Consider the following 21160-nt stretch of genomic DNA (forward strand, 5'->3'; position numbering starts at 1 on the left):
CAACTTACTAATCAAGTTCTTATAAAATGGGAGAAATTGTTGCTTATCCAAGTCAGGACTTGAATTACAAAAATAATGGGTAAGCTGAATACCAGAATTATCGTCGGATTGATGCTTGCGCTGTTTACTTTAAATGGCGAAGCTCAGGAAACAAATTCGGGAATAACAGGCAGTAAACAAGCCCATTATTTTCTGACGCGATCGAGGGTTCTCCGTGATAGAAAGGACTCTGTCGGGGCAATGGATTGTCTGCGGCTTGCTCATGGCAAATTTGTAAAAATGAGCGACTTCAAAGAAGCTGCAGAAGCCGTTTTAAATATGGAGGAATACTATCAATACTTTGGTGGTCGCGATTTGAACGTCCGGATAAAATATTACGAATGGGCTTTGACTGAATTCCGAAGATCTTCGGCTAAGGCAAGGGAAGAAGCTACACTTAAGGTACTCGGCGATTTTTATCAGATACAAGGTGATCTTTCCAAATCTTTGAAGTACCTGCTTCAGGCGCTAAAACTGAAAGATTTTATAAAAGCCGCAGATCAGGAGGCACTTTACGATCTTTTAGGGAGTGTATATTCAGCGTTAGGAAACCTGAATAACGGACTTCGATATGGTTTGGATGCCGTAAAAATCTGTGAACGGCTTAAAGATAGCTCGATGCAAGCCTGTGCAGTATATAATCGTGTTGGTATCACTTATTTCAGATTGAAGCAATTTGAGGAAGCTCAGCGCTACTATAAAAAATCCTTAACTGTTGCAAGTAAATTAAATGATGCCGAAACGCAGATAGGGCTTTATATCAATATTGCCCAGGTACTTTTTAATGAGGGCAATTATCAGCAATGCGTATCCATGCTTAATGGTGTTAAACGAAGATTTCCTAAAGCTGTTGCAGCATCTCCATTGTCTATGGATAACAGCCTCCTTAATTGCCTGATTAAGTTGAAACGATTTCAGGAGGGTGAACTTTATGCAGATCGATTAAACGTATTAAGCCATAAGGTTTCAATGGTTGGGAATGACCAACAAATAATCCAGACTACACTCTCCAACTATTATCTGGCGACCAGAAAAGATGCTCTCGCACGAAAGCATCTCCACATTCTTGAATCAGTTGCCGAAGCACAACACAGCCTTTTTGCAATGTCAACAGCGCTGTCAATGGCCGCAAAGCTGGACTCACTTCATCATGATTATGCAAGTGCCTATCGTAATTACCGCAAAGCGACAGAGATCCAGGATTCTTTATGGAATATACGTCAAAGCCGTCAGGTCGCGCAATTACATATCCAATATGAGGTCGAGAGGCGGGATCAGGAAATAAAAAATCAAAACGAAAGGATTCGCCTGCTGGGGTCCCATACTCGTCTCAAACAAACAACACTTCAACAGGAGCGGGCAATGCAATGGTTAATCGCCGGTAGTACGATATTACTGATCTTTTTGCTGATCATCAGTTATCGTGGCTACCTGATAAAGCGCAATTTAAACAAGCAACTTAAAATACAGCGAACGGAAATTGACAGTCAAAATGATTCACTGACAAGTCTGATCAATGTCAAGGATGCCCTACTAGCTGAAAAAGAGTGGCTAATGAAAGAGATACACCACCGGGTGAAAAACAATCTTCAGATAGTTATCAGCTTATTAAGTACACAGTCAAAATATCTAGATAACGATATTGCATACAGCGCTATCAGGGAAAGTCAGCATCGGATGCAGTCTATATCCCTTATTCATCAAAAGTTGTATCAATCGGAAAACCTGGCGCTGGTCGACATGAACGCCTATATCCGCGATCTTGTCTTTTACCTACAGGACAGTTTTTTCACTGCTGACCGAATTATTTTTTCGATGGAGATCTCCTCTATAAGCCTGGATGTGACAAGAGCAGTACCGTTGGGATTGATATTAAACGAGGCGATTACGAATTCCATCAAATATGCATTTCCTGATGACAGACAGGGTGCTATCAGCATCGGTCTTAGGCATTTGGCAAATAATACCACAGTCCTAACCATCCGGGATAACGGTGTAGGACTACCTCACACCATTAATATTTTTAAAAAAAAGTCATTGGGTATGAGTTTAATGCGTGGATTGAGTAAACAGATCAGTGGGGAATTAAGCATAGAAACCGGGGATGGTATGACGGTCAATGTTGAATTTAACAGTGACGAACTTTTAAAAGCAGTTTAATCAAACGCATGGAAAAAAAGATACTAATTGTAGAAGATGAATTTATTATAGCGGATGACCTTTCTTTTATGTTGAAGCATGCAGGTTATCACGTTTGTGGTATTGCAGATTCCTTCGATGAGGCAGTAGGAATGATCAAAAAATTTCAGCCGGAACTGGTTCTCCTGGACATCCACTTAAAAGGCAAACTGACCGGCATCGATTTGGCCCGGCATCTTGGAGAATTGGATATTGCATTTGTCTACTTATCTGCAAATTCAAATCAGAAAATTTTGGAAGAGGCTAAGTCCACTAATCCCTACGGATTTATGGTAAAACCCTTTCGTGAAAAAGATGTGCTGGTAAGCTTGGAGATTGCCGGCTATCTTCACGAACAGAACGCACTAGCCCGAAGAAACAGCGAGCTTTTACTTGAGGGAGCGTTGGTGGATATCGTAAATGAAAATGGTCCGGCTGAACAAAAGCTTTTGAAGTCAGCGAAACTTTTGCAATCACATATTCCATACGATTACCTTGCTATCGGGATGAAAAACGCCGATGATCTAGCCAACCGTGGCAGATCTTTCCTTAGACTTGGATTCAATGAGTATCAGATTATTGGAATAGATGACCTGATAACGGTCGCCGGAACCCGGCGCCAGGAGCTCATGAAGATCATGGAACCTTCGCAGGCAGATCAGATTACAGCGATTTTCAACGGTCTATCATTTCGCGAACTTTGCAGCAAAGATCCTGAAAAGGCTTTGATTGCGAAGACATTCGGTGTAAATGCAAACCTGAACGCACACGTTCCTGTACAAGGTCACAACGGTTTCACCATTTCCTTTTACAGTCGCAAGGATGATACTTATAACAACCGTCATCTTTCGCTCATTAAAAGGTTACAACGCAAACTCAGCCTGCTGGAAGACTGCTTCCGTCAGGCCAGGGATATTCCAGAACCGGCTATCACCAGGCAAATCACAGAAGCTCCAACTCTAACATCCAAAGGTTCATCTAAGCCTGCTTTTGACGGAATAATCGGGACAAGCCATCTGTTGCTTACCGCACTTGACCACCTTACACTTGTGGCGCCTATGGACACCTCGGTACTCATCCTTGGTGAAAGTGGTACAGGGAAGGAACGTTTTGCTAAATCCATACATGCATTTTCCTCGCGTCGTAACAAAGCCTTGGTAACGGTGAATTGTGCTGCCCTTCCGGCACACTTGATAGAATCCGAACTTTTCGGCCATGAAAAAGGTGCATTTACAGGAGCCGTTGACCGTAGGATCGGAAAATTCGAACAAGCTGATGGCGGAACAATTTTTCTTGATGAGATCGGCGAATTGCCATTAGAGTCGCAATCTAAACTCTTAAGAGTGTTACAGGAAAAAGAAATAGAGAGGCTTGGAGGCAGAAATACGATCAAAGTGGATGTCCGGGTAATTGCCGCTACTAATTGTAATCTGGAAAAAGATGTCGCAGCGGGAAAGTTTCGTCTGGATCTGTATTATCGCCTGAATATCTTTCCGATAACACTTCCATCTTTAAGAGACCGTAAGGAAGACATTCCCGAACTCGCTGCACATTTTATCAGCAAATTTAGTGAGAGAGTTGGGAAGCCGGGCATGTCAATTTCACCGCAAGCGCTGACTGATCTTAGAAACTATGACTGGCCTGGTAATGTGCGGGAACTGGAACATGTTGTTGAAAGAAACGTGCTTTTGACAAAAGGCAATGTAATCGAGCAAGTCAGCATTGTAAACGCAGGAAATAAGACTATCGAACGCGTGGAAGAAACCAGGATGAAATCCATAGACGATAACGAACGTGAATACATACTACGGATTTTAAAACAATGTAATGGAAGGATATCCGGACCCGGTGGAGCTGCAGAAATCATGAAAATTCCATCCACCACGCTCAATTCCAAAATGAAAAGACTGGGTATAACCAGACATCACATGAATGGCCTTTAGTCTGGCCATTCCCTTTCTTGACCTACTAATGCGGGAAATTCGAGAAGAAAAATAGTGCAGAAAATCAATGTTTTTCGATTTCCGTAGTTGGCTAGTTTCAACGAAGAATATAATTCTTGGAATGCTGCTAGTACGGTGTGCCGATCCTCCACATCCATAGCCAACCAGACCTGATAACACAGATTTGTTTCGGGATACGTTAAAACATTTTCGACGGTCGTGCCTTCGTACTGCGGTAACGATTGGGAATTATTGATTGCAATATAATGAAGGATCTTGTTGTTGCATCCAAAAACTGCCTTCAACTTGGAAATCATGCGTTGACGCAGATCTGCTGACGCTGCCCGGCACAAGGTAAAGTTTCTGTTCATGAGCTATCTAATTAACAAGGCCTAATATCCCGTTGGTTATCAATAGGCCCCGGTGCCCAATTCCGGTGTCGATAGTGTGGATATACTGGTAGGTGTTCGTTAACTGATCGAAATTGCAATCAATCAAATTAACGCGAAGATCTTTTATTAAAAAGCTTTCACCGTTTTGAACACACTGAACTTCCCGGGGATTCAAGGGCAGGAAATCATCAGTGTAGCCAATCTGATGAAGCCGGATCACCCAGTTCGTCAGTTCTGAATTCATCTTTCTAAATATCTGAGTCTTCATAGTCTGAATTTTAAAATGACTTATACAATGCGCATTCCTAAAACACAAGTATCTGAATAACAGTTTATTAATAACTATTTACAAAATTCATCATACTTCATTTCGTAAATCAGTCGACGTCGCAACGAAATAAAGTTTGTCGTTCTATTCGTCTTTGTCTTCGTCATAATTTCAAGACGTCAACTAACAACGCTATTTCGTAGAATGATTGCTCCCGATTATGATATAAAGCAATCAAAAAAAGTTAAAGAATCATATCAAACTGATTTACAAGTAATTAATTACCGGGCACAAAGATGGAAGCATGAGTGAGGTTAACCATAAAAATTTTAATCGTATGAAACCATCACCGGAACTGCTCACACCAAACAATCACACCCTTGTACTGATAGATTTTGAAGGCCAGATGGCTTTTGCTACCAAAAGTATAGACATCATGACATTGAGAAACAATGCAGGCCTAGTTGCAGGCGCGTCAAAAATATTCGACGTCCACACAATTGTAACAACGGTAGCAGAAGAATCCTTCAGCGGACCTGTGTTCCCGGAAATCGAAGAAGTTTATCCAAAGGCAACCGTCGGATACATTGACCGTACATCAATGAATACTTGGGAAGATAAGGCCGCCTACAATGCGATCAACGAAAACGGTAATACTAAACTGGTTTTCGCCGGCCTGTGGACAAGTGTATGTATCGTTGGACCCACCTTGTCCGCGATTGCAGAGGGCTTTGATACATACGTCATCACAGACGCCTGCGGCGATGTATCTGCCGAAGCGCATGAACGTGCTATAGAGAGGATGTTACAGGCAGGCGCGCGCCCTATGACAGCTTTACAATATCTCCTGGAGTTGCAGCGCGACTGGGCAAGACAGGAAACCTACACAGAGGTGATGGCGCTAGCTACCAAGCATGGAGGTGGGTATGGTGTGGGCATTCAGTATGCCCATCATTTCTTAAGTCATTGAGTAGGTCTTAAATCGACGCCCAATGAAAAACTTTGCTTTTATATTAATTCTACTCGCGTCCAAAATTTGCTTGGCGCAAAACGTACCCTTTAAACAGTTGCGTTATGACGAGGATTACCGTTATCTCACAACTGATACCTCAGATAGCTGGTATAAACGGTTAAAATTCGCGCCTGTTTCCAAGAATAAAGAATCTTTTTTCAGCTTTGGCGGAGAGGTACGTTACCAGTATTTTCACTTTAACAATCAGGATTGGGGAGCCGCTCCTGAAAAGAACGACGGATTTATTCTGACCCGCTATCTCGGACACATTGATTTTCATGCGGGAAATCATTTCAGGACATTTGTACAATTGCAAAGCAGCCTTGCCAATGGTGAAGCTGAATCCCCTTCTCCGGTTGACCAAAACTTGCTTGACGTTCATCAGGCTTTCGTTGACCTAAGCGATGACAATTTAACGCTAAGACTTGGCCGGCAGGAATTATCATACGGCTCTCAACGGCTGGTATCGGTACGGGAGGCACCGAATAACCGACAATCCTTTGACGCGGCAAAATTTATGTTCGCAAAAGGACACTCAAAGTTTGATCTTTTCTTTTCCTATTATGTGACTGCGCGACCCGATATTTTCGATGACAGGATTAACAGTGGCACGCGTTTCTGGGGCGCTTACAGCACTTTTACTAATATTCCCTTCTTGCGTAATATTGACCTGTACTACCTTGTAGTACGAAAAAAAACCGCGGTTTTTGAAGCAGGCAAAGGATTGGAGATGCGCCATTCCGTTGGCAGTCGAATCTGGGCTAGCACAACATTATGGCAGTATGATTTGGAAGGCGTTTACCAATTTGGGAATTTTAATAACGATAGGATTTCTGCTTGGACCATGTCTGCGAACATATCCTATACCCTAAAAAGTTCTGGGCTGGAGCCGAAAATTGGTGTAAAAACGGAAGCTATCAGCGGCGACCGGCAAATGAGAGACGGTCGGTTGAACACATTTAACCCATTATTTCCAAAAGGAGCATATTTTGGATTGGCTGCCTTGATCGGACCGTCCAATTTACTTGATGCACATCCATATGTTGAATTGAATATCTCTAAAAATCTTGTATTCACCGAAGATTGTGACCTATTCTGGCGCATGAGTAAAAATGATGGCCTGTATGCTGTAAATGGCAAGCTAATCTACAGCGGCAACCCCTCGCAGTCCAGATACATCGGCTGGCAACTCGGCAGCACGTTAGAATATTCACCGAATAAACATTTGTATTTACGACAAGAACTAACATGGTTCAATGCGGGCGATTTCATCCGTGCATCAGGCCCAGGAAAGGATATTCTAATGACAGGATCTACTATAACTTATAAATTTTAGAAATGAACATCGATACCATCTTATACAACGGAAAGATTCATACCGTAGATTGTGAAAATCCTGAGGCAACAGCAGTTGCCATTACAGATGGAAAATTTGTAGCTGTCGGAAGTGACAAAGACATACTTATCCTTTGCGACGATGACACTATGCTGATCGACCTGCAAAAGAAACGGGTGATACCCGGCATCAATGATTCTCATACGCACCTCATACGCGGCGGCTTAAATTATAACCTGGAGTTACGCTGGGACGGTGTTCCTTCTTTGGCGGATGCATTGCAAATGCTGAAGAATCAGGTAGAGCGAACGCCATCGCCACAATGGGTTCGTGTGATCGGTGGCTGGAGTGAATATCAATTTGCCGAACGGCGTATGCCTACACTAAAGGAGATAAATGACCTATCGCCGGACACCCCTGTATTCATTCTGCATTTGTATGATCGTGCATTTCTGAATGGTGCCGCTTTAAGGGCAGTTGGCATCACAAAAGAAACAAAGGCACCGGTTGGGGGTCTAATCGAGTTCGGTGCTAATGGTGAGCCTACAGGCATGATCCTGGCGACGCCGAACGCCATGATACTTTATTCTACGTTGGCTAAGGCCCCTAAACTTTCTTATGAATATCAAGTAAATTCCACAAGGCATTACATGAGAGAGATGAATCGGTTTGGGATCACCAGCGTAATTGATGCAGGGGGAGGTTTCCAAAATTATCCCGACGATTACAAGGTCATAAGTGAACTTCATGATAAGAAGCAGCTGACTGTCCGAATTGCCTATAATCTTTTTACCCAGCATCCAAAGGCAGAGGAACAGGATTATGAGCAATGGACAAAAAATGTTAAGCTCTACCAAGGCGATAACATGTATCGCCACAATGGTGCCGGAGAAATGCTCACCTTTTCAGCGGCCGATTTTGAGAATTTTCTTCAGCCAAGGCCTGACCTCCCTCCGACCATGGAAGAAGAGTTAGAGCGTGTTGTTCGTCTCCTTGTTGAAAACCGGTGGCCATTCAGACTTCACGCAACTTACAATGAAAGTATTTCCCGGTTCCTAAACGTTTTCGAAAAAGTTGATAAGGAGATACCATTTGCCGGACTTCCCTGGATATTCGATCACGCAGAGACAATTGACGAAAAAAATATGGAAAGGGTAAAAGCCTTGGGCGGCGGCATTGCCATTCAAAGCAGGATGGCTTTCCAGGGAGAATACTTTTACGATCGTTATGGCAAAGAGAAAAGCGCACAAACCCCACCTGTCACTAATATGCTGGAAATGGGCATCCCGGTAGGCGGTGGAACAGATGCTACACGTGTATCCAGCTACAATCCGTGGCTGGGTATATACTGGCTTACCTCGGGCAGAACCATAGGCGGACTGCAGCTTTATGATGAAAGAAATCGGCTCAGCCGGGCGACCGCATTAGAAATTTATACCCGGGGAAGCGCCTGGTTTTCAGGCGAGCAGCAGAAAAAAGGCAGTATCAGTAAAGGACAACTGGCAGATCTTGTTGTTCTTGACCGTGATTTATTTACTGTCAATGAAGAGGAGATTAAATCAATTGAAGCGGAACTTACGATAGTTGATGGGCAAATTGTGTATGCCGCAGGATTTTTTTCCAAATATGACCCTCCGTCTGTTCCAATACTTCCAGACTGGTCACCGAACAACTACAACCATGGTTATTATAACGTTAAAGGCAAACAGGCACTCGCCGAAGTCAGGAAAGCGAAGCTGGCGTTGCAGCAGCAACTAGTAACGGCAAAAATTCATCAATGCTCAGGCAGTTGTAATCTTCATGGCCACGATCACAACCAGGCCAGACTAAGCGAGATTCCGGTAAATGATTTTCAGGCTTTTTGGGGCGTATTTGGGTGTTCATGTTTTGCATTTTAATCAGGCAATGGAATTGATCAAATCTCTTTTGTATTCAGATGCAGGTAGCCAGCTCAATAACTGGGCGTTATGTGGCTTTCGGGTTTTGCTTTCTGTCGAACTATTTGCCGTTCACGGCATGAAGAAATTCAGGCTCAGCAACGGCTGGCGGGAGGTTGTTCCCAATCCTTTCCATTTGCCCGAAAGATTGAACAGCTTTGTTGCAACCTTTTCGGACACCGTTGTCCCTGCCTTTGTGATCTTAGGAATTGCGACCAGGCTGGTTATCTTGCCTACTATAGGAGTAACCGCAGTAGGCTACTTTGTTGTTCACCGTAAAGATGCACCTGAGGTACGAGACGTCCCCTATATTTATACATTATGTTTTTTAGTCCTGCTCTTTATGGGACCAGGCAGCGTTTCTATCGACCGTCAGTTATCTTCATTATTATAATACGCTATGGAAAATCAAAACGTCATCAGGAACACCTCATTGCTGCTCGCCTTTGCAGCGGGCTTTTGTGACACCGTAACTTTCGTTGCAGCTGGTGAACTTTTTTCTGCACATGTGACGGGCAACTTTATTGTTTTTGCTTATGACCTTATCCGGCATGCAGATCCGCACAGCTGGCGCAAGCTTCTCAGTTTTCCTTTATTCATTTTATCGATAATGGTCGGTGGAAGGATTGCAAAGCGATCATCTAATAAATTTCTCCTTCTAGTCCTCGAAAGCATACTGCTAATGATCGCCGGTATCCTATCGATCGTCTTGAACGTCGGCCAAGGATCTGTTTGGCAATTACAATTAATCTCAGCTTTGATTATCATCGGTATGGCCTTTCAAAATACTTTTGGCAAATTGAACAGTAAAGCCACGTATGGCCTGACAACGGTGATGACAGGTAACGTAACTCAAGCGTCTTTGGATTTGGTCACCGGGATTACCGATAAAAATTCAAGTTCGGAAAGCTGGTCAAGCTTCGGCAAACAGACAGTCTTAATCTTTGGCTTTTTAGTTGGCTGCCTGACTGGCGCGTTAATAGCACGGCAAATCGGACTTGCATCTGTGTTGTTACCAGGTGGGCTGCTATTTGGCTGGCTGATTGTCGGCAAGCGATTTACAACTCAAGCCGATCAGTAGATCATGCACCAAAGTCTTTACGGATACCCAATTTTTTCATTTTTGAATTGAGGGTGGTCGGAGGCAGGTTCAATAGACTGGCTGCTCCGCCCTCACCCCAAATTTTTCCGTTACACTTTTTCAAGGCGGCCATAATATGAGCCCGCTCGCCATCACTCATTGTACTGATCACTGGTTCCGGAGTTGCTGAAGTTGAATGTTGGTGAGGCTCTAATTGAGTTGGTAATGCCATATTGGTGATCATGTCATCTTTAGTCAGCAGTACATTCCTTTCAATAAGGTTTTCCAGTTCGCGGATATTGCCGGGCCAGTGATAATTAGTCATATTTTCAAGGACCTGTGGAGAGATGCCTCGGACTGTTTTGCCTATTTTCCTGGCATAAATTGCAAGAAAGTGATTAGCAAGGTCAGGAATATCTTCCTTTCTGTCCCTTAATGGCGGCATGACGATAGGAAAAACGTTGATGCGGTAAAATAGGTCCAGCCTGAAACGGCCTTCAGCAACTTCCTTGGTCAGGTCACGATTGGTCGCGGCAATTATACGTACATCCGTTTTTATGACGGTACGTCCGCCGATACGTTCAATTTCTCTTTCCTGCAGTACCCGTAAGAGCTTAGATTGTGATTCAAGGGGCAATTCCCCTATCTCGTCGAGGAATATCGTACCGGAATGGGCTTGTTCGAATCTTCCGATCTTTTTTTCGTGCGCACCTGTAAATGCACCTTTCTCGTGACCGAAAAGTTCAGAGTCTATCAGAGATGTGGGAAGCGCCGCACAATTAATTTTTATAAATGGTTTATCTTTACGTAATGACAATGCATGAATGCGCTCTGCGATCTTCTCTTTTCCTGTACCACTCTCCCCAAGGATCAGCACTGAAGCGTCAGCTCTGGCGACTTGAGTTACATTGTCAAATACGTTAAGCAGCAAGTAACTGTTACCGATAATGCCACTGAAGGGATTTGGCTGAGAAGAAATGACTGCAGGCTGTTTTTTCGTGTAGTTTTCGTTGCCTGATGACAGTGGACTATCCTCATGATTTAACATTTTATCCGTAAAATTTTCTACCACAGGCTGAAACCGGTTACATAACAGCAAATGATCCGGCTGATAGGCATCAGGACGACGACTGTAAAAATTGAAATAAGCTACTCTGCCTCCCGGCAACATCACAGGGAGAGTCAAATGCGAACGTAAATGATATTTGTCAGTATAAACTTTTTTCAGGGAGGGTGATTGCAGCAAAGCATCTAATTCATTTCCATCATACCACGTCGCAATCTGGCCTTTTATGTCATTTGACTTTAAACGTACTAGTTCATTCAATTTCAAACTTGTGATCATCATTAATTCGTTCACGCCGATCACCTGATATTCATCATACCCTGTCCTGTAAAAGCCTAACTCATAAAAAGTATCATGATTGTCCTGTGCCAGGCCGAAAGACAGGAATTCAAAAGGTATGTATGGCTGAACCGCCTTCCCGAACTGTAGCATCTTCAGTTCCCAGGTTTGGGAAGAAGCAAGGATCTCTGCTGCTTTTTTTTGTAGATGCGCTGTTTGCCGTGATCCGTTCTCCAAGAGGTTGTCGTGTCGATAAACCGCGATATCGAGTGCTGTCAGTACGTCTTTATCCCGGAACGGTTTTATAACAAACCCGTAAGGATTGGTCATTTTTGCGGCGTCTAAGACTTTTTGGTTAGAATTTGCGGAAATGTAGATAAAGGGAATATTCATATCTGTGAGCGTCCCTGCAAGGTCAATGCCCGTTAGCTTTCCTTTCAGGTAAATATCCAGCAGCACAAACTCAGGTTTATATTCCTCTAACATTTGAAGAGCTTCGTTTACACTGTCTGCGATTCCGCAGACAGAATAACCTGCCTGTTTAAGTATGTTAGCCAGCACATCCCCTATTATAAATTCGTCTTCAACGATCAGTATGCGTTTTCTATCCACAATCTTCAGATCTACTAAAATTTGAGTTTTAAATATAACATTTATTGGCAGCCCTGCTTAATTTAAACTTTGGTTCGCTTTATATTGATTGCTTGAACACGCTGACGCCTCAATGCAGAGAAAAAGTTTACAACATTATACTCTTATGGCAGACCGGCAGCATCCTTCGCTATCAGATGATTAAGTTCCAATAAGTATTGACATGTCTGCGGTTAAGTTATTAAGGCTTGAAGTACCCAATTTTTTTATAAAGTAGCGTATAATCAAATAACGGTCGGCTTTAATCAACCCCTGATTTAAAACGCTCGGGCCATTTCTAGAGAACTTTTACTGCCTAAACGTTAGTCAGCTATCACAAAGCTTGCCATTAACATGACTCGACTGGTTAAGGCAAAAGAAGTCTTTTAATAGTGCCAAAATCGCCTATACGAATTCACAACTTGATTGAGCCATTGAAAAAACATCGATATTTCGTTGTTAAGGCAGCGAAATATCGCTGTTGTAAAGTTATCTTTCTTAACACTTTCATCTCAATTGTCAAATAAAAAGCACGTTTAAAAAATTAGATGTTTAAACATTTATTTCAAGCTACCTTTGCTTCATTAAAAAAATAAATATGAAAAAGATCACTTTAGTAATAATGGCCTCAGTAATGATAATTGCTTCAGCCTTTAAGACAGTAAAATTTGAAACTTATAAAATCGACACCCAGAAAAGTGTGATTGAATGGAATGGTAAAAAGATCGGTGGGCAACACAATGGAGAATTAAGACTTTCATCAGGTTCGATCACAACAAGTAATAACGTTCCATCGAAAGGAATCTTTGTGATTGATATGACGACCATCACTAATAAAGATTTAACCGATGCTGAATACAATGCCAAACTTCTTGGTCATTTGAAATCGGACGATTTTTTCGGTGTTAGCAAATTTCCTACAGCACAATTTGTTATCACCCGCATCAATGACGCAAAAAACGGTAACATTAATATTTCCGGAAATTTAACAATTAAAGGAATTACAAAGCCGATAACATTTATGAGCGCTTATACTATCAATGGTAATACGCTAACTGCAAAAGCCGTCAACGTTAAGGTTGATCGTACCAAATATGATATCCGTTATGGCTCGAAAAGCTTCTTTGATAGTATCGGGGACAAAGCGATCGACGACGATTTTATATTGAATATCAACATCGTCGCTACAAAGTAAAATAGGTTGATTAGTGTAGGATGGTTAGCCGGCTCGGATCTCTGGGCCGGCTTTTTCTTGTTCAGTGAAGCTTAAAATTTTTGAGAACAATCTTCCAGTGTGTAGTTTCGGTGTAGTCATACTAGCAAGTTCATATTAAGCTTACTTAAGACCATCTTGCCCTTTATGAACTGGCCGCAATCAAAATTTTGTACTTTTACCCGATGACTTTATATGAGTTCAACACCTTGGATATGAATGATAAAGCTGAAGCGCTTTGGCAGGGAACGTTCCTTGGTGAGCGCCATGCAGATGGTTTGACCATTCAACTTTACTCCGTAAAAGCTTTCTATGCAGAAATATTTTACGAGGTTAAAAAAAATAAAATTATCGACATTCAAGCCTTCACTTCCAGGCAACAATTAGGGCCATATTTAGCGCAGATCAAATTCATTTAATGAAAAAAAAATTATTAAGTGTGGCACTGTGCTTTGGCCCACTAGTGTTGGTATCCTGGGGTTATAAAGGTCATCGTGCCATTGCGACCATCGCACAAAAACACTTGACCAGCAATACGGCCTATGTCGTTTCCGGTTACTTAAATGGTGAGCCAATGGCTGAAGTAGCAACATGGGCAGACGAAAATAGAAATCATAAAACTGCAGGCTGGCATTATTTAAATTTACCCATAGATTTAAGCCGTGACGCTTTCAAAGCACGGGTTTTGCAAAGCGATAACAATGTTTACTCGGCTATTCTTAAAACAGAGGCAAGCTTAAGAGATAATAAATTGTCTGCTGAAGAAAAAAATGAAGCCCTCAAATATCTGATTCATCTAGTTGGCGACGCACATCAACCTATGCATGTCAGCCGAAAAGAAGATAAAGGCGGCAACACCATTCAAGTTCGTTTTGATAATAAAGGAACTAATCTACACAGTCTCTGGGACAGCAAACTAATTGACAATGAAGGATTAAGCGAGGCCGACATTGTTAAAAATTATGATGTGGCGACTCCCAATCAAATCAGGCAATGGCAATCAGACAGCCCGATTGAATGGCTTTGGGAAAGCTATCAAATCAGTAGCGAACTTTACCGAAGCTCAAAATCGGGGCAAGACATAAACAATACTTACTACGAAAAATATATACAGGTAATTCATAAGCGCATTGACCAGGCTGGAGTTCGGCTGGCCGGAGAACTTAATAAATTATTGACCTCTAAGACAGTGCCTAAGGGGGGTGAAAATGTTGATTTGAAGAAAACGCTTGAGAACAATGCAACCAAAGGGATCATTGTTGGAAACGTTGCTCTCAAAGATGTGAGTAATTTTGTAGGTAAAACGGTGTCCGTTTCAGGTAAGGTCTACGATTTGAAAGATATTGGAAGTATGGTATTAGTAAATCTTGGCGCAGCTTACCCAAATCAGTTATTAACGGTGGTTTTGAAAGGTAAAGCTAAAGAGCTGAGGTTAACCCTTACAGATAAGACGATAACAGTTACCGGTGAGGTTATTGAGTATAAAGGTTCGCCGGAAATCATAATTTCTGAACAGTCGCAAATCAACCTTTGATAAACAACTGTTGATCCAGATATTTAGGGGATGTCGGCTGTAACTGGTCGATATAGTTGTTGTTAACGCAATTTTGATTGACCTCTATTCAGGCTAGTTCAATAGTATCTGTCGTTGATTTAACTGAAGCCGAGCCCTCTCAATCATTTTTGAATATAATAAATGTCTCTAGAGACTAGTACAGGCGCGACGTTTTAAATCTGCTGTTATAAATTTGTTGAACTGTGCAGGTTACCTTCTTTGATAATTCATGTAAGTTGATATATTAGCGAAAACCTAACATTATCACATGGACAAAAATTCGGCACTCATTTTATTAAGGAAAGCACTTGATAACCCGACTGCTCAATTCAGGACAAACCAATGGGAAGCTATAGACCAATTAGTTAATCACAGAAAAAAGTTGTTAGTTGTTGAGAGAACCGGCTGGGGCAAAAGTTCAGTTTATTTTATCAGCACCCGAATATTGAGAAACCAAGGTAAAGGTCCTACAATAATCATATCACCGCTTCTTGCCTTAATGAGGAATCAGTTGGAGGCTGCTAGTCGCCTGGGAATAAGGGCTGTTTCTATTAATTCAACTAATGTAGCTGAATGGCAGTCGATTAAAAAGCAAGTACTAGCCAATGATGTTGATGCATTGCTCATATCCCCTGAACGGCTTGCTAACGACGGTTTTATGGATGACATCTTGAGACCCATAGCAAATAGAATAGGCCTTTTTGTTGTTGATGAAGCGCATTGCATTTCTGATTGGGGACATGATTTCAGAACTGATTATAGAAGGATTACCAGTATTTTACGATTTATGCCAGACGGCATGCCTGTTCTTGGCACAACCGCTACTGCCAATAAAAGGGTTATGAATGACATTTCCGAGCAACTGGGAAATATCGAGATTATAAGAGGTTCTCTTGTTAGAGATAGCTTGATTCTGCAAAATATAAATTTGGATGATCCTGCGGTACGGCTTGCCTGGCTGAGGGAGAATTTGCCAAAAATATCGGGGAGCGGAATAATATACACACTTACGATTCGTGACGCGATTCATGTCGCTGATTATTTAAACAGTCACGGGATTTATGTTGCCGCTTATTATGGAAGTGTCACGCACATAGATTATGAAACTGCAGACGACTACCGCAGACATCTAGAAGACGCGCTGTACAATAATAAAATTAAGGCATTAATATCTACCTCTGCGCTGGGAATGGGGTATGACAAACCAGACCTTAGCTTTGTCATTCACTACCAGGCACCCGGCTCAATCATTGCATATTACCAGCAAGTTGGTCGTGCAGGGCGGGCTATAGATCGAGCTTATGGTGTTCTCCTTGCAGGGCGAGAAGACGAAGAAATTCATCAGTTTTTTATTAGATCTGCGTTTCCTTCCCAAGCAAGAGTTGACACGATTTTAAGCATACTTGAACAAAACGACGGGCTGTCTGTGGACAATCTTACAGATAATATAAATCTTAGAAAAGGTCAAATAGAGCAGGTATTAAAATATTTGAGTGTTGAACAACCCTCCCCTATCACTAAAATTGGCACGAGATGGTACAGAACAGCTGTGGAGTATGTAATTGACAAGGAGAAAATCTCACGGCTCACTGTCCAAAAAGCATTAGAATGGCAACAAGTCCAGGAATACATCGATTATAGCGGTTGTTTGATGAATTTTCTACAAAACGCCTTGGACGATACATCTCAAGTTCCATGTGGGAGATGCAGCTCTTGTTTAAAAAGAGCAATATTCAGCGGCCAGCCGAATAGGGAGTATATTTTAGAAGCAGGTCTTTTTTTAAGAAATTCAGAGTTTCCACTGGAACCCCGCAAACTGCTCATTACAGGGGGATTGCCGAGCTATGGTTGGGGACGAGCTTTACCTTTTCATCTACGGGCTGAAGTTGGTAGGGTACTATCACAGTGGGAAGATGCTGGTTGGGGAGGTATGGTAGCTACCGACAAGCACAAAGGACATTTTCGTGATGAACTTGTTGATGCTATGGAGGAAATGATAAAAAAAAGGTGGAACCCTGAACCTGCACCGCGATGGATTACTTGTGTTCCTTCAAATAGACATCCCGAATTAGTGTCAAACTTTGCCAGGAGACTTGGAGAAAAATTAGGAATTCCCTTTCTTCCGGTAGTTGTGAAAGTAAAAGAAACTGAACCTCAGAAAGCACAGGCAAACAGTTCATTTCAGTGCCGTAATCTTGATGGAGTATTTGGCATTGACGGCGATATAAGTGATGAACCGGTAATATTAATTGACGATGCGACAGATTCTGGCTGGACATTTACTATAATTGCTGCTTTGTTACGTCAATCAGGAAGTGGCTTAGTTTATCCTGTCGCCCTTACATCTACATCAGTAAATTAATTATGATCACAGAAAGAACAAAAGCAATATTGCTGTTCACTTCTTACCTTTCTAAAGACCTAGACAAAGAAAATAAACCCCTGTCCTTAACCGAGTGGAACAAATTGGTCAAATGGCTGCAGCAAAAAAATATCTTTCCTGAAGCCTTTTTATCTGGAGAATCATTTTCATTAATAAACTCTTGGAATGACCAGTCCATCAGCAGAAACCGTCTCGCTGGCTTACTGGAGAGAAAGACAGCCTTGGCAATTGCGTTGGATAAATGGTCACGTGCCGGCGTTTGGATTATTAGTAGAGGTGATCGAACTTACCCACAAGTATTAAAAGACCGATTGAAGGGCGCGGCACCCAATATCCTGTTCGGCATAGGTGATCAAAGTATAATGAACGGGCATTTTGTAGGTGTAATTGGATCTCGAAATGCTTCAGATGAGGATTTGCATTTGTCAGAAAATATAGGTTTACAAATAAATCAACAAAACTTTGGGATTGTATCCGGTGGTGCTAAAGGTGTCGATGAAGCCGCTATGCTTGGCGCACTAAAATCAGGAGGTAAGTCTGTTGGCTTCTTAGCTGATTCCCTTATCAAAAAATCTACGAGTTCCACCTTTCGCAATTACATAATAAAAAATCAGTTAGTCCTGATCAGTCCCTATAATCCGGAAGCCAGTTTTAACGCCGGCAATGCCATGGGACGTAACAAGTTAATCTATGCGTTTTCGAAAGCATCGATAGTTGTAATTTCCGATGTTAAAGGGGGTACATGGGAAGGTGCAAAAGAAAATTTAAAAAATAATTGGACAAAACTTTGGGTTTGCCAATCCACTACCCAAGGCAATAAAGAAATTGTTAAATTGGGCGGACGCTGGTTAAGCGATTCGTTAAAACTCGATGTAAAACATCTAGTTACAAATTCAATTGAACATTCTGAAAACTTATTTTCAACCACTGCAGAACTCAAAAGCAATGAGCAGAAAAATGATTTCCTATCCGATTCAATCCCTGAGGACATTAAAGATAAAAGCAACAAGCAGACGGTCTGGATGGATATAAATACTATGACCAGCTTTGATTTCTTTTTATTACAGTGGTTTGGAACATTCGGTGCCTCTCACATCAATAAATTAGACTTATGTGACAAATTTCAACTTACCCTGAAACAAGTCGAAGTCTGGTTAGACTTGGCAGTCTGCAACGAAATAGCAGTCAAGGTAAAAGACAACAAAAAATCAACCTGGGCCTTAGAAAAACAAATAAAATTGAATAAAAATTAGCAGTATCAACGTTCAACTACAACTTTTACGGCATAGAGGGCAATCAAAACAAGCTTTTCTGCTCTGCAGGCGGCTCTTCCATTCCGTAAACAGGCAGTTTCTTTCCCCAGTCATAAAATGCATCAGGCACGATCCCCTCAGGCTTTGGTTTGCGGCTGCGAATAGAATAGACAGGGTGATGTGCGATCGCATCGGAAGGCATTTCAAAATGAAAAAACTCGTCCATATCATCATCACCCAGATCATCGAGCACCCAGGCCTGTTCCATCTCGGGGGTCAGGAATAAAGGCATGCGGTGTTTGTTCTCGCCTGCATTGTGTATCCATTTCATTTTGTCGTTAGCCGTCCGGGTGATCATGGTAAATGTTGCTGTATTGTACAACTCACCGGTATACTGGTCGACTTCCTGACTGACCTGATACAAAGCAGGCACATAAAATTGCTTGCGGCCTTCCAGACTGATATGGTAAGGAATCTTATTTCTAAAACCTTTAACCTCCTGATGTTCATAAATACCTGTCGTCGGAATCAAGCAACGATTTTGTCTTATGCGGTACCAATATGATTTTTTATCACCGAGGATCCTTTCTGAACGTGCATTGACCATGTTTGAGCGCTGCAGTTGTCGTTCGCGTGGATCATCGATCCAGGTATTGATCACGCCCCAACCCATATTCGCCAGCGCGAGCGCTTTGCGGTTAACCACGATCGGGTAAGTAGGCAGCACCTCGCAGGTCACATGAACCATATCTGTAGGGTAATGGCCGGGATTAGGCGCTAACTGGATTCCTTTAAAATCCTCAGTGACAACTTTTATTTCAGAATGGAAGCTTATGTCTCTGCACATCAGTCTATTTGATCATGTCATAAAATAACGCCATATGCTTTTGATCCCCCGAAGTGATCTCCGCTTTTAAGCGACCGTATTCCACAAATATACGAACATCGTAACGCTCTTCCTTCTTCATTCGGATAGCGTAAATGTAAGCTGCAACGGCTTTTTGATAAGCCTTTTGCAAGCGCTGTTCATGTTTTTTATCTATGGTACCATTGAAGAACATGCCGATACCGCTTGCGGTTTTTACAAGCTTGATTACCGTCTGGTATTGATCAAGGTCGAGCAGGCTTCGCATCTTGCCTTCTTTTGGTCTTAATTCAGATTCATGCCAGCGAGCTTCCTGTTCACTCGCATAGGCAGATAACATGAAGGTCTGCTGCGGGTGCAGTCCAGGCCATTGAAAACGTTGAATGACCACAAAAGGCTTGCCTGCCGCCATCAATTTATGGATGGTGTCTTCCTTGATCCGAAGAAACGGATTATAAAACAAGCTATCAGTCATTTAGCGCAAACTTGAAAAATATTTTCAAACATAAACATTTTGCTAATATTTTTAGTATTAGTTTTGTTGTCCGTATCAGATCAAAGTTATTCAAATGAGTGCAGAGCGCCAGATCATCCACATGGACCAGGACGCATTTTTTGTTTCCGTCGAGGTCCGTAAGAACCCTAAACTGACAGGCAAACCGGTTATCATCGGCAGCCTGTCAGACCGTGGTGTGGTGGCTTCCTGCAGTTATGAGGCCAGGAAATTCGGTATTCACGCCGCAATGCCGGCACGGATGGCGCGCATGCTTTGCCCTCATGGTGTTTGGATAAGGGGAAATATGGATGAGTATTCAAAGGCTTCGCACGAGATCACCGAAATTTTGAAAGAGAGTGTTCCGCTGATCGAAAAAGCCAGTATCGATGAACATTATATCGATATGACGGGGATGGACAAACATTTTGGCACGCTACAATATGCGAAAGAGTTGCGTGCAAAAGTGATGAAAGCGACAGCACTGCCGATCTCATTTGGTCTTTCTGTTAACAAGACGGTGTCGAAGATGGCGACCAACGAATGTAAGCCGAACGGTGAATTGAATATTGAAAAAGCTGTCGTGCAGCCTTTCCTGAACCCGCTTTCCATCAGGAAGATCCCTGGGCTTGGCGAAAAAACTTTTATCAAGCTGAGCGATATGGGTATCAAGCGTATCTACGAATTATCGCAGGTCCATCCGGAATATATGCATAGTATTTTGGGAAAGAACGGTATTTGGCTTTTGCAAAAAGCTAAGGGTATCGATGATTCGCCGATCGTGCCTTACCAGGAACAAAAATCGATCGGAACACAAAGCACTTTCAAGAACGATAGCATCGACCTCGTTTCTATCAATCATTTGCTAACCGCCATGGTGATGGACCTCGCATTTGAATTACGACAAAAAAAGAAGCAAACCACCTGCGTAACGGTAACGGTCAGGTATTCGACAAGGGAGGACGTTACCAAGCAAGCCACTATACCCTATACAGCGCTGGACGAACCGCTGATCAAAAAAGTGAAAGAACTCTTTAAACAGGCCTATCAAAAACGTTTGCTGATCAGGCTTGTCGGTGTTAGGCTCTCAAATTTGGTCAACGGTTTTGAGCAAATTGCTTTGTACAGCGAATCGGAAGAGCAGTACAGTCTTTGCCAGGCCATGGATAAAATCCGTCGTCGATTCGGAACGGACGCGATCAAATTAGCTTCAGCCATAAATTTAAACCTGTAAGCA

General features: G+C 42.3%; 18 protein-coding genes. 13 read left to right on the forward strand and 5 right to left on the reverse strand.

What is annotated here, in order from left to right; translation table 11 throughout:
• The first annotated feature begins 75 nt into the window (after positions 1-75).
• The gene (locus tag DYU05_RS06505) at positions 76-2199 is read left to right on the forward strand and encodes a tetratricopeptide repeat-containing sensor histidine kinase (protein WP_117382146.1); all 2124 of its coding nucleotides are present in this window, start codon (positions 76-78) and stop codon (positions 2197-2199) included.
• Between the two features lie 8 nt (positions 2200-2207).
• Positions 2208-4160 carry a sigma 54-interacting transcriptional regulator gene (locus tag DYU05_RS06510; RefSeq protein ID WP_117382147.1) on the forward strand — a complete coding sequence of 651 codons (1953 nt, stop codon included), beginning with the start codon at positions 2208-2210 and terminating at the stop codon, positions 4158-4160.
• Here DYU05_RS06510 and DYU05_RS06515 read toward each other — a convergent pair.
• Both DYU05_RS06515 and DYU05_RS06520 read right to left on the reverse strand, forming a co-directional pair.
• A complete protein-coding gene (locus tag DYU05_RS06515; protein WP_133300183.1) occupies positions 4157-4531 on the reverse strand; it encodes a hypothetical protein in 375 nt (124 codons plus the stop codon). The genes DYU05_RS06510 and DYU05_RS06515 overlap by 4 nt on opposite strands.
• Before the next feature lie 7 nt (positions 4532-4538).
• On the reverse strand, positions 4539-4820 hold the full coding sequence (locus DYU05_RS06520) for a hypothetical protein (RefSeq protein ID WP_117382149.1): 282 nt from the start codon (positions 4818-4820) through the stop codon (positions 4539-4541).
• A 304-nt stretch (positions 4821-5124) separates the two neighbouring features.
• On the opposite strand from DYU05_RS06520, the gene DYU05_RS06525 reads away from it, so the two are divergent.
• From DYU05_RS06525 to DYU05_RS06545, 5 genes are read left to right on the forward strand one after another with little or no spacing between them, the layout of a single operon-like run.
• On the forward strand, positions 5125-5790 hold the full coding sequence (locus DYU05_RS06525) for a hydrolase (protein WP_205771807.1): 666 nt from the start codon (positions 5125-5127) through the stop codon (positions 5788-5790).
• A gap of 22 nt (positions 5791-5812) precedes the next feature.
• A complete protein-coding gene (locus tag DYU05_RS06530) occupies positions 5813-7168 on the forward strand; it encodes an alginate export family protein (protein ID WP_117382150.1) in 1356 nt (451 codons plus the stop codon).
• 2 nt (positions 7169-7170) lie between these two features.
• Positions 7171-9066: an amidohydrolase gene (locus DYU05_RS06535; RefSeq protein WP_117382151.1), complete on the forward strand. Its 1896-nt coding sequence runs from the start codon at positions 7171-7173 to the stop codon at positions 9064-9066.
• A gap of 7 nt (positions 9067-9073) precedes the next feature.
• Positions 9074-9499: a DoxX family protein gene (locus DYU05_RS06540; RefSeq protein ID WP_117382152.1), complete on the forward strand. Its 426-nt coding sequence runs from the start codon at positions 9074-9076 to the stop codon at positions 9497-9499.
• Between the two features lie 6 nt (positions 9500-9505).
• Positions 9506-10186 carry a YoaK family protein gene (locus DYU05_RS06545; protein ID WP_117382153.1) on the forward strand — a complete coding sequence of 227 codons (681 nt, stop codon included), beginning with the start codon at positions 9506-9508 and terminating at the stop codon, positions 10184-10186.
• 1 nt (position 10187) lies between these two features.
• On the opposite strand, the gene DYU05_RS06550 is transcribed toward DYU05_RS06545, so the two are convergent.
• Complete coding sequence (locus DYU05_RS06550; protein ID WP_205771809.1) at positions 10188-12143, reverse strand: sigma 54-interacting response regulator; 1956 nt, start codon at positions 12141-12143, stop codon at positions 10188-10190.
• Between the two features lie 616 nt (positions 12144-12759).
• Here DYU05_RS06550 and DYU05_RS06555 point away from each other — a divergent pair.
• From DYU05_RS06555 to DYU05_RS06575, 5 genes are all read left to right on the forward strand, one after another.
• Positions 12760-13356: a YceI family protein gene (locus DYU05_RS06555; protein ID WP_117382155.1), complete on the forward strand. Its 597-nt coding sequence runs from the start codon at positions 12760-12762 to the stop codon at positions 13354-13356.
• A 233-nt stretch (positions 13357-13589) separates the two neighbouring features.
• Positions 13590-13793, forward strand: a complete 204-nt coding sequence (locus DYU05_RS06560) for a hypothetical protein (RefSeq protein WP_133300184.1) — start codon at positions 13590-13592, stop codon at positions 13791-13793.
• The gene (locus tag DYU05_RS06565; protein WP_117382157.1) at positions 13793-14908 is read left to right on the forward strand and encodes a S1/P1 nuclease; all 1116 of its coding nucleotides are present in this window, start codon (positions 13793-13795) and stop codon (positions 14906-14908) included. Before DYU05_RS06560 ends, DYU05_RS06565 begins: the two co-directional genes overlap by 1 nt.
• Positions 14909-15197: 289 nt before the next feature.
• Entirely contained in the window at positions 15198-17291 is a 2094-nt protein-coding gene (locus DYU05_RS06570; RefSeq protein ID WP_117382158.1) for a DEAD/DEAH box helicase, read from the forward strand.
• A gap of 2 nt (positions 17292-17293) precedes the next feature.
• Positions 17294-18565 (forward strand): DNA-processing protein DprA, encoded by a 1272-nt coding sequence (locus tag DYU05_RS06575; RefSeq protein WP_117382159.1) that lies wholly within the window; start codon positions 17294-17296, stop codon positions 18563-18565.
• Between the two features lie 43 nt (positions 18566-18608).
• Here the strand turns inward: DYU05_RS06575 and DYU05_RS06580 are convergent, their stop codons facing one another.
• Together DYU05_RS06580 and DYU05_RS06585 are read right to left on the reverse strand one after the other, a co-directional pair.
• Positions 18609-19412, reverse strand: coding sequence for an SOS response-associated peptidase (locus DYU05_RS06580; protein ID WP_117382160.1), 804 nt, complete (start codon positions 19410-19412; stop codon positions 18609-18611).
• Between the two features lie 4 nt (positions 19413-19416).
• Complete coding sequence (locus tag DYU05_RS06585; RefSeq protein WP_117382161.1) at positions 19417-19905, reverse strand: hypothetical protein; 489 nt, start codon at positions 19903-19905, stop codon at positions 19417-19419.
• 94 nt (positions 19906-19999) lie between these two features.
• Here DYU05_RS06585 and dinB point away from each other — a divergent pair, with 94 nt between their 5' ends.
• Positions 20000-21157, forward strand: coding sequence for a DNA polymerase IV (gene dinB, locus DYU05_RS06590; RefSeq protein ID WP_117382162.1), 1158 nt, complete (start codon positions 20000-20002; stop codon positions 21155-21157).
• The last annotated feature ends 3 nt before the right edge of the window (positions 21158-21160 follow it).

The sequence above is a fragment of the Mucilaginibacter terrenus genome (assembly GCF_003432065.1).
Taxonomy (GTDB): domain Bacteria; phylum Bacteroidota; class Bacteroidia; order Sphingobacteriales; family Sphingobacteriaceae; genus Mucilaginibacter; species Mucilaginibacter terrenus.